The organism is Serratia sp. CY29653, assembly GCF_052169255.1.
GTDB classification, from domain to species: Bacteria; Pseudomonadota; Gammaproteobacteria; order Enterobacterales; family Enterobacteriaceae; genus Serratia; species Serratia sarumanii.
On sequence record NZ_JBJNLC010000006.1, the window covers coordinates 227,259 to 234,981 of the forward strand.

The 7,723-nt window shown below is 58.2% G+C and carries 9 protein-coding genes; 3 read left to right on the top strand and 6 right to left on the bottom strand.

The window, feature by feature from the left end:
* The first annotated feature begins 1 nt into the window (after position 1).
* On the top strand, positions 2 to 415 hold the full coding sequence (arfB, locus tag ACJ8HN_RS22115; RefSeq protein WP_028127523.1) for an alternative ribosome rescue aminoacyl-tRNA hydrolase ArfB: 414 nt from the start codon (positions 2 to 4) through the stop codon (positions 413 to 415).
* Positions 416 to 444: 29 nt separating this feature from the next.
* Positions 445 to 1,128, top strand: coding sequence for an envelope stress response activation lipoprotein NlpE (gene nlpE / locus ACJ8HN_RS22120; protein ID WP_033655310.1), 684 nt, complete (start codon positions 445 to 447; stop codon positions 1,126 to 1,128).
* Between the two features lie 60 nt (positions 1,129 to 1,188).
* Here the strand turns inward: nlpE and proS are convergent, their stop codons facing one another.
* The 6 genes from proS to metN all read right to left on the bottom strand — a co-directional run bounded on the left by proS (position 1,189) and on the right by metN (position 6,783).
* The gene (gene proS / locus ACJ8HN_RS22125) at positions 1,189 to 2,907 is read right to left on the bottom strand and encodes a proline--tRNA ligase (protein WP_033655309.1); all 1,719 of its coding nucleotides are present in this window, start codon (positions 2,905 to 2,907) and stop codon (positions 1,189 to 1,191) included.
* A gap of 120 nt (positions 2,908 to 3,027) precedes the next feature.
* Positions 3,028 to 3,735 carry a tRNA (N6-threonylcarbamoyladenosine(37)-N6)-methyltransferase TrmO gene (tsaA, locus tag ACJ8HN_RS22130; protein WP_442523957.1) on the bottom strand — a complete coding sequence of 236 codons (708 nt, stop codon included), beginning with the start codon at positions 3,733 to 3,735 and terminating at the stop codon, positions 3,028 to 3,030.
* A complete protein-coding gene (gene rcsF, locus ACJ8HN_RS22135) occupies positions 3,732 to 4,136 on the bottom strand; it encodes an Rcs stress response system protein RcsF (protein WP_025304011.1) in 405 nt (134 codons plus the stop codon). The genes tsaA and rcsF overlap by 4 nt, the downstream gene beginning before the upstream one ends.
* Positions 4,137 to 4,250: 114 nt before the next feature.
* Positions 4,251 to 5,066, bottom strand: a complete 816-nt coding sequence (locus ACJ8HN_RS22140; protein ID WP_049213629.1) for a MetQ/NlpA family lipoprotein — start codon at positions 5,064 to 5,066, stop codon at positions 4,251 to 4,253.
* A gap of 39 nt (positions 5,067 to 5,105) precedes the next feature.
* Entirely contained in the window at positions 5,106 to 5,759 is a 654-nt protein-coding gene (locus ACJ8HN_RS22145) for a methionine ABC transporter permease MetI (protein WP_033655307.1), read from the bottom strand.
* On the bottom strand, positions 5,752 to 6,783 hold the full coding sequence (metN, locus tag ACJ8HN_RS22150) for a methionine ABC transporter ATP-binding protein MetN (protein ID WP_004932012.1): 1,032 nt from the start codon (positions 6,781 to 6,783) through the stop codon (positions 5,752 to 5,754). The genes ACJ8HN_RS22145 and metN overlap by 8 nt, the downstream gene beginning before the upstream one ends.
* 188 nt (positions 6,784 to 6,971) lie before the next feature.
* Between metN and gmhB the strand changes: the two genes are divergently transcribed.
* On the top strand, positions 6,972 to 7,535 hold the full coding sequence (gene gmhB, locus ACJ8HN_RS22155) for a D-glycero-beta-D-manno-heptose 1,7-bisphosphate 7-phosphatase (RefSeq protein ID WP_033635715.1): 564 nt from the start codon (positions 6,972 to 6,974) through the stop codon (positions 7,533 to 7,535).
* Positions 7,536 to 7,723 lie beyond the last annotated feature (188 nt).

Below are 7,723 nucleotides of genomic sequence, written 5' to 3' on the forward strand. Positions count from 1 at the left end.
GGTGCTGGAACTGTCAAGAAACGTCGCCATACCGGATAATGAGCTGGAATTGACGGCGATCCGCGCGCAGGGCGCGGGCGGCCAGCACGTGAACAAAACCTCAACGGCGATCCATTTGCGCTTTGACATCCGGGCATCCAGCCTGCCAGAGTATTATAAGGAAAGGCTGCTGGCGCTGAATCATCATCTCATTACCGCCGATGGCGTGGTGATTATCAAGGCGCAAGAGTATCGCAGTCAGGAATTGAATCGCGAAGCGGCGTTGGCCAGGCTGGCCGCGCTGATTCGGCAGGCGATGGTGGTGGAAAAAACGCGCAAGGCGACCAAGCCCACAAAAGGGGCCAAACTGCGTCGCCTGGAAGGCAAGGCGCGTAAAGGCGCCACCAAGGCGCTGCGTGGCAAGGTTCGCACTTAGGAATACATGAACACAGTAGGAGAATAACTGTGAAAAAAATTACGGTAGCCCTGTTCCTCGCGGCAGGCGCACTCTCGTTGTTGGGATGCAACAATCATTATCAACCGAAGGAACAACCGCTGCAGCCAATGCCGCAGAGCTATCAAGGGGTGTTGCCTTGCGCCGATTGCGGCGGTCTGGAGACGGCGCTGTTCCTGGATGAGGACGGCACCTTCGTGCTGCAGGAAACCTATCGCGGCACCAAAGACGGCGATCAGACCTTTGCCGACTACGGCAAATGGGCGCGCACCGCGGATAAGCTGGTGCTGACCGACAGCAACGGCGAGAAACGCTATTTCCGCCCGGTGGGCAAGAGCCTGGAAATGCTGGATCGCAGCGGCGTGCCGATCGAGTCCAAGCTGAATTACCGTCTGGATCCGGTTGAGAAGCCGTTGCCTAAAACGCCGATGACGCTGAAAGGCAGCTACACCTATATGGCGGACGCGGCGGTCTTCAAGGACTGCGCTACCGGCAAAACCTTCCCGGTGGACAACAACATCGCGCTGGAGCAAGGTTACGCCAAAGCATACAAGACCGCCGGCGAGCCGGTATTCCTGACGTTCAGCGCGCACTTCAGCGTGCAGCCGTCGATGGAGGAAGGTCTGACCGAGAAGGCGCTGGTGCCGGACGGCAAAATCGTGTTTGACCGCAGCAAGAACTGCAGCAGCAAATAAGCGATTTCGGATATAAAAAAACCCGCGAGAGCGGGTTTTTTACTTTCTGGCATTCGTCGCTTAGCGTTTGATCTGACCCAGCAGGAAATCAACGATTTCGCCGGTTTTGATCATTTGCTTCTCGCCGACGCGGCGGTTCTTGTACTCGATCTCTTCGTTGTCGAGATTGCGGTCGCCGATAACGATAGAGTGCGGCACGCCGATCAGTTCCATATCCGCGAACATCACGCCCGGGCGCTCTTTGCGGTCATCGAGGATCACGTCGATGCCGTGGGAGCGCAGGGTGTTGTACAGCTCTTCGGCCAGCGCCTGCACGCGGAACGACTTGTGCATGTTCATCGGCAGAATAGCGACCTGGAACGGCGCGATGGCGTCCGGCCAGATGATGCCGCGTTCGTCGTGGTTCTGCTCGATGGCGGCGGCCACGACGCGCGTGACCCCGATGCCGTAGCAACCCATGGTCAGCACCTGGTTGCGGCCGTCTTCGCCCTGCACGGTCGCTTTCATCGCTTCCGAGTACTTGGTGCCGAGCTGGAAGATATGGCCCACTTCGATGCCGCGTTTGATCAGCAGCGTGCCCTGACCGTCCGGGCTGGCGTCGCCGTCCACCACGTTACGGATATCGGCCACCTGCGGCAGCGGCAGATCGCGCTCCCAGTTGATGCCGAAGTAGTGTTTGCCGTCGACGTTGGCGCCGGCGCCAAAGTCGCTCATCGCCGCCACGCTGCGGTCGGCAACCACCGGCATCGGCAGGTTGACCGGGCCGAGTGAACCCGGGCCGGCGCCGACGATGGCGCGAATTTCTTCTTCAGTGGCGAAGGTCAGCGGCGTGGCAACCTGCGCCAGCTTCTCGGCCTTGACTTCGTTCAGCTCGTGATCGCCGCGCACCAGCAGGGCAACCAGCTTGTGGCCGCTCTCTTCGGTGGCGCGCACCATCAGCGTCTTCACGGTTTTTTCCACCGGCAGCTGGAACTGATCGACCAGCTCAACGATGGTTTTGGCGTTCGGCGTATCCACCAGACGCAATTCTTCGCCGGCCGCCGCGCGAGGCGCCGCCGGCGCGACCGCTTCCGCCAGCTCGATGTTGGCGGCGAAGTCGGAACCGGTGGAGAACACGATATCGTCTTCACCGCTGTCTGCCAGCACCTGGAATTCGTGCGAGGCGCTGCCGCCGATCGAGCCGGTATCGGCCTGCACCGGGCGGAAATCCAGACCCATGCGGCTGAAGATTTTGCTGTACGCTTCGTACATCGCGTCGTAAGTCTCTTGCAGAGACTCCTGCGAGGTATGGAAGGAGTAGGCATCCTTCATCAGGAATTCACGGGAACGCATTACGCCGAAACGCGGGCGCACTTCATCACGGAACTTGGTCTGGATCTGGAAGAAGTTCAGCGGCAGCTGTTTGTACGAGCTGATCTCGTTGCGGATCAGATCGGTGATCACTTCTTCATGCGTCGGGCCCAGCACGAACGGACGATCGCCGCGGTCGACGAAGCGCAGCAGCTCGGGGCCGTATTGCTCCCAACGGCCGCTTTCCTGCCACAGATCGGCAGGCTGAACCACCGGCATGGACACTTCGATCGCGTTAGCATTATTCATTTCTTCGCGAACGATGTTTTCAACCTTTTTCAGAACGCGCAGGCCGGTCGGCAGCCAGGTGTAAAGACCGGAGGCCAGCTTGCGGATCATCCCGGCGCGCAGCATCAGCTGGTGGCTGATCACTTCGGCGTCGGCAGGTGTCTCCTTCAATGTGGAGAGCAGATATTGGCTAGTACGCATGGTGTTTTGGTTCCGTTAGAACTGCAAATTGCATCGGGCTGCCAGAGTGGCGGCCAAAAGTGACAAAAGTGGTTTAGTTTACCAGCGCGAGCGGGTCGCCAAAAGAGAGGCGGCGGAATTTTAACGCGGGTCGAGCGCCAACACTTCGGTATGACCGTCCACGACGCGCCAACGCACGTTGAAATCCAGCAGCCAGACGGCGTAATCCCGTTCGACGTCCTCTCCTTTACGATAGGCGGGACGGGGATCTTGCGCCAGCACCTGGCTGATAAAACGCCTTAATTGCGGATAACGCGCCTGATGTTGCTGCAGCTGCTGCTCGGCCTGAGGCGCGAAACGCACCGGCATATCGCCGGCGGGCGCGGCCTGGGCAAAACCGGCGCGGGCCTGCGGTTGGCTCTCGGCGAACGGCAGATAAGGCTTGATGTCCACCACCGGGGTGCCGTCGACCAGATCGAGGCTGCCCAGCTCCAGCGCCACTTCGCCGTTTTTCATCCGCACGCCTTTCAGTTCGATCAGGGACATGCCGAGCGGGTTGGGGCGGAAAGTGGAGCGGGTGGCGAATACGCCCATGCGGGCATTGCCGCCTAAACGCGGCGGGCGCACCGTCGGCCGCCAGCCGCCTTCCAGGGTTTGATGGAAAATGAACATCACCCACAGATGGCTGAAATCGCTGAGGCCGCGTACCGCCTCCACCTGGTTGTAAGGTGGCAGCAGCAGCAGTTCGCCGCCACCGTCTTCGACCAGCCCCGGCTGGCGGGGAACGGCGAATTTTTCTTTATATGGCGAGCGGATCACGCCGATCTGCTCGAAAACGAATTCGGTCATTTGGACGAGACGTTAAGCGCCGAGCCCTGGCAGACGGCCTGCTGGTAACAACCGGCGACGCCGCTGACAATCTGGCAGTCGTGCAGCAGCACGGCGTTGGCCTTCATGTAAGACGCGCGGATCTGCATGCGTTTACGGGCGGTGGCCAGATTCGGTGGGGAGTCTTGTACGGTGGTTTGGCACGATTCGCCGGACACTTCACCCAGATCGCGGAATGGCTTGCCCACGAGCTCTTCTGCACTTTTGTACAGTTTTACCGGAGCGGGGCGGGCGGCCGGCGTGGTCTTGGCCGGGGCGGTAGTGGTCGGCTTGCTGGTGCTGTTTGTTGAGGACGGCGCGATACGTTGCGATGAACATCCGGCCAGCGCGAGCGCTAACAAACAGAGAGGTAAAACACGCATTGAGATTCCTCTGCCTTAATGAAAGTGGCGCTATTGAAGCAATCTATGGCGGAAATAACAAGACGGGCCTTGGCCCGTCTTGCAATTATAGGAATAAAATTGGCGAATAAGCGCTTACCAGCCTTTCACCGCACCGCCGTTGAAGATTTTGTTGGCGGCGGCGTCCACTTCGTCAGACTGATAGGCCTGTACGAATTTCTTCACGTTTTCCGCATCTTTGTTATCTTCGCGCGCAACCAGCAGGTTGACGTAAGGCGAGTCTTTATCTTCCACGAACAGGCCGTCTTTCGCCGGCGTCAGACCGATCTGGCTGGCGTAGGTGGTGTTGATCACCGCCAGCGCGATCTGCTGATCGTCCAGAGAACGCGGCAGCTGAGGCGCTTCCAGCTCAACCAGCTTCAGGTTTTTCGGGTTCTCGGTCACGTCCAGCACGGTCGGCAGCAGGCCAACGCCGTCTTTCAGTTTGATCAGGCCGACTTTCTGCAGCAGCAGCAGCGAACGGCCCAGGTTGGTCGGATCGTTAGGCAGTGCGATCTGAGAACCCTCTTTCAGCTCGTCCAGCGATTTGATTTTCTTGGAGTAACCGGCGATCGGGTAAACAAAGGTGTTGCCGACCGGCACCAGCTTGTAGCCACGATCTTTGATCTGCTGATCCAGATATGGCTTGTGCTGGAAGGCGTTCAGGTCGATATCGCCTTTGCTCAACGCTTCGTTAGGCAGCACGTAGTCGTTGAAAGTGACCAGCTCAACGTCCAGACCGTATTTCTCTTTAGCCACTTTCTGAGCCACTTCGGCCACTTGCTGCTCAGCGCCGACGATCACGCCGACCTTGATGTGGTTCGGATTCTTTTCATCCTGGCCGCAGCCCACCAGAGCCAGAGAGCCGATCAGTGCGCCAATTGCCGCGATGGATTTAAATTTTAACGACATATCCCTTCCTCATTAGACTCGCATTAACATGCTGTGAAACTATTTATGGGTAACGGCTTTGACGATGCGATCGCCACAGAATTGGATCAGATAAACCAAAACTACCAGTAATATTAATACGGTATTCATCACTGTGGCGTTATAACCGATATAACCGTATTGGTAACCGATTTGGCCCAGACCACCGGCGCCGACCGCGCCGCCCATAGCGGAGTAGCCCACCAGGGTGATCAGCGTGATGGTTGCGGCGTTGACCAGGCCCGGCAGGGCTTCCGGCAGCAACACTTTCTTGATGATCTGCATCGGCGTGGCGCCCATGGCGCGCGCCGCTTCCACCAGACCGGATGGGATCTCCAGCAGGGCGTTTTCCACCATGCGCGCGATGAACGGTGCGGCGCCCACGGTCAACGGCACGATGGCCGCCTGCAGACCGATAGAGGTGCCGACGATCATGCGGGTAAACGGAATCATCCAAACCAGCAGGATAATGAACGGGATGGAACGGAAGATGTTCACCAGCCCAGACAGGATTTTATACAGCGAGTTGTTGGCGATGATTTGCCCAGGGCGGGTAACATACAGCAGCACGCCGACCGGCAGGCCGAGCACGAAACCGAAGAAGCCGGAGACAAAGGTCATCATGACGGTTTCCCACACGCCACGCGCCATCAACCACATCATTGCCTCAGACATAACCCAGAACCTCTACTTTTACCTGATTTTCTTGCAGGAACTTAATCGTCGCCAGCGCGTCTTCGTCGCTGCCGTGCAGCTCCGCCAGCATCACGCCGAATTTCACGCCGCCGGCATAATCCATCTGGGCGCTGATAATGTTGTTGTTCACGTTGAAGCGGCGAGCGGCTTCAGACAGCAGCGGCGCATCGACCGACTGGCCGGTGAATTCCAGGCGCAGCAGCGGCTGGCGGTCGCCCTGACGTTCCGGCGACAGGCGTGCGGCGTAGTCGTCCGGGATATCCAGATGCAGCGTGGACTGAATGAACTGCTGGGCCAGCGGGGTTTTCGGGTGTGAGAACACTTCGCTGACGCTGTCTTTTTCGATCAGTTGCCCCTGGCTGATGACCGCGACCTGGTCGCAGATGCGTTTCACCACGTCCATTTCGTGGGTGATGAGCAGAATGGTCAGGCCCAGACGGCGGTTGATGTCTTTCAGCAGTTCCAGGATGGAACGGGTGGTGGCCGGATCCAACGCGCTGGTGGCTTCGTCGCACAGCAGCACTTTGGGATTGCTGGCCAGCGCACGGGCGATCGCCACGCGCTGTTTCTGGCCGCCGGACAGGTTGGCCGGGTAGGCGTCGTGCTTGTCCGCCAGGCCGACCAGCTCCAGCAGTTCGGTCACGCGCTTTTTGATCTCGGCGCGCGGCGTATTGTCCAGCTCCAGCGGCAGCGCCACGTTGCCGAACACCGTGCGGGAAGAGAGCAGGTTGAAGTGCTGGAAGATCATGCCGATTTGGCGACGGGCGCGCGTCAGTTCGCTTTCCGACAGCGAGGTCAGATCCTGACCATCGACCAGCACCTGGCCGGACGTTGGGCGCTCCAGCATGTTGGCGCAGCGAATCAGCGTGCTTTTACCGGCGCCGGAGGAACCGATGACGCCATAGATTTGCCCGGCAGGGACGTGAAGGGTCACGTCAGAGAGCGCGGTAATGGTGCGCGAACCCTGCTGGAACACTTTAGTGATGTTAGAAAGTTTAATCATATTCTTCTTATTTTAGCGTGGTTGCCCGTGGCTAGATAAAAGTAAACCTCGGCGTGGAACCAAGGTATGGATCAGATGTTAAGGCGTCTAGACGTCCAAGTCAACGGCCTGCGACGTTCTCCGGCGTTCTCAGCGTGGGGTAAAACATGCGATACTGTCAGCGTATACAGGCCCTCAGGAGCAAAGCGGTGACACAAAGCGTTCCAGCAATTTTTCTCGATCGTGACGGTACGATTAACGTTGACCATGGCTATGTCCATGAAATCGACAACTTCCACTTTATTGACGGCGTGATTGACGCCTGTCGCGAACTCAAAAAGATGGGCTTCGCGCTGGTAATGGTGACCAACCAGTCCGGCATTGCGCGCGGCAAGTTCAGCGAAGACCAATTCATGTACCTGACCGAGTGGATGGACTGGTCGCTGGCCGATCGCGACGTTGACTTCGACGGCATCTATTTCTGCCCGCACCATCCGGAGGCGGTAGTAGAAGAGTATCGTCAGGTGTGTGACTGCCGTAAACCGCAGCCGGGCATGCTGCTGCAAGCACAGCAGGAATTGAACATCGATATGGCTGCTTCTTATATGGTGGGCGATAAACCGGAAGATATGCAGGCGGCGATCGCGGCCGGCGTCGGCACCAAGGTGCTGGTGCGTACCGGCAAGCCGGTGACGGAGCAGGGCGAAAAGCTGGCCGATTGGGTGCTAAATAGCCTGGCGGACCTGCCTGAAGCCATCAAAAAGCGGGTTTAATAGGCGTTACGAATGAATAGTGAGCGGTCAGATAAAAAATGCATATTATCGCTTGTCATTCTGAACCGGCTCCCTATAATGCGCCTCCATCGACACGGAACATGTGAACAACTTCACAGAGTATCCGGGGGTCGCAGAGAAAAAATCCTGAAAATTAGGGTTGACTCTGAAAGAGGAAAGCGTAATAT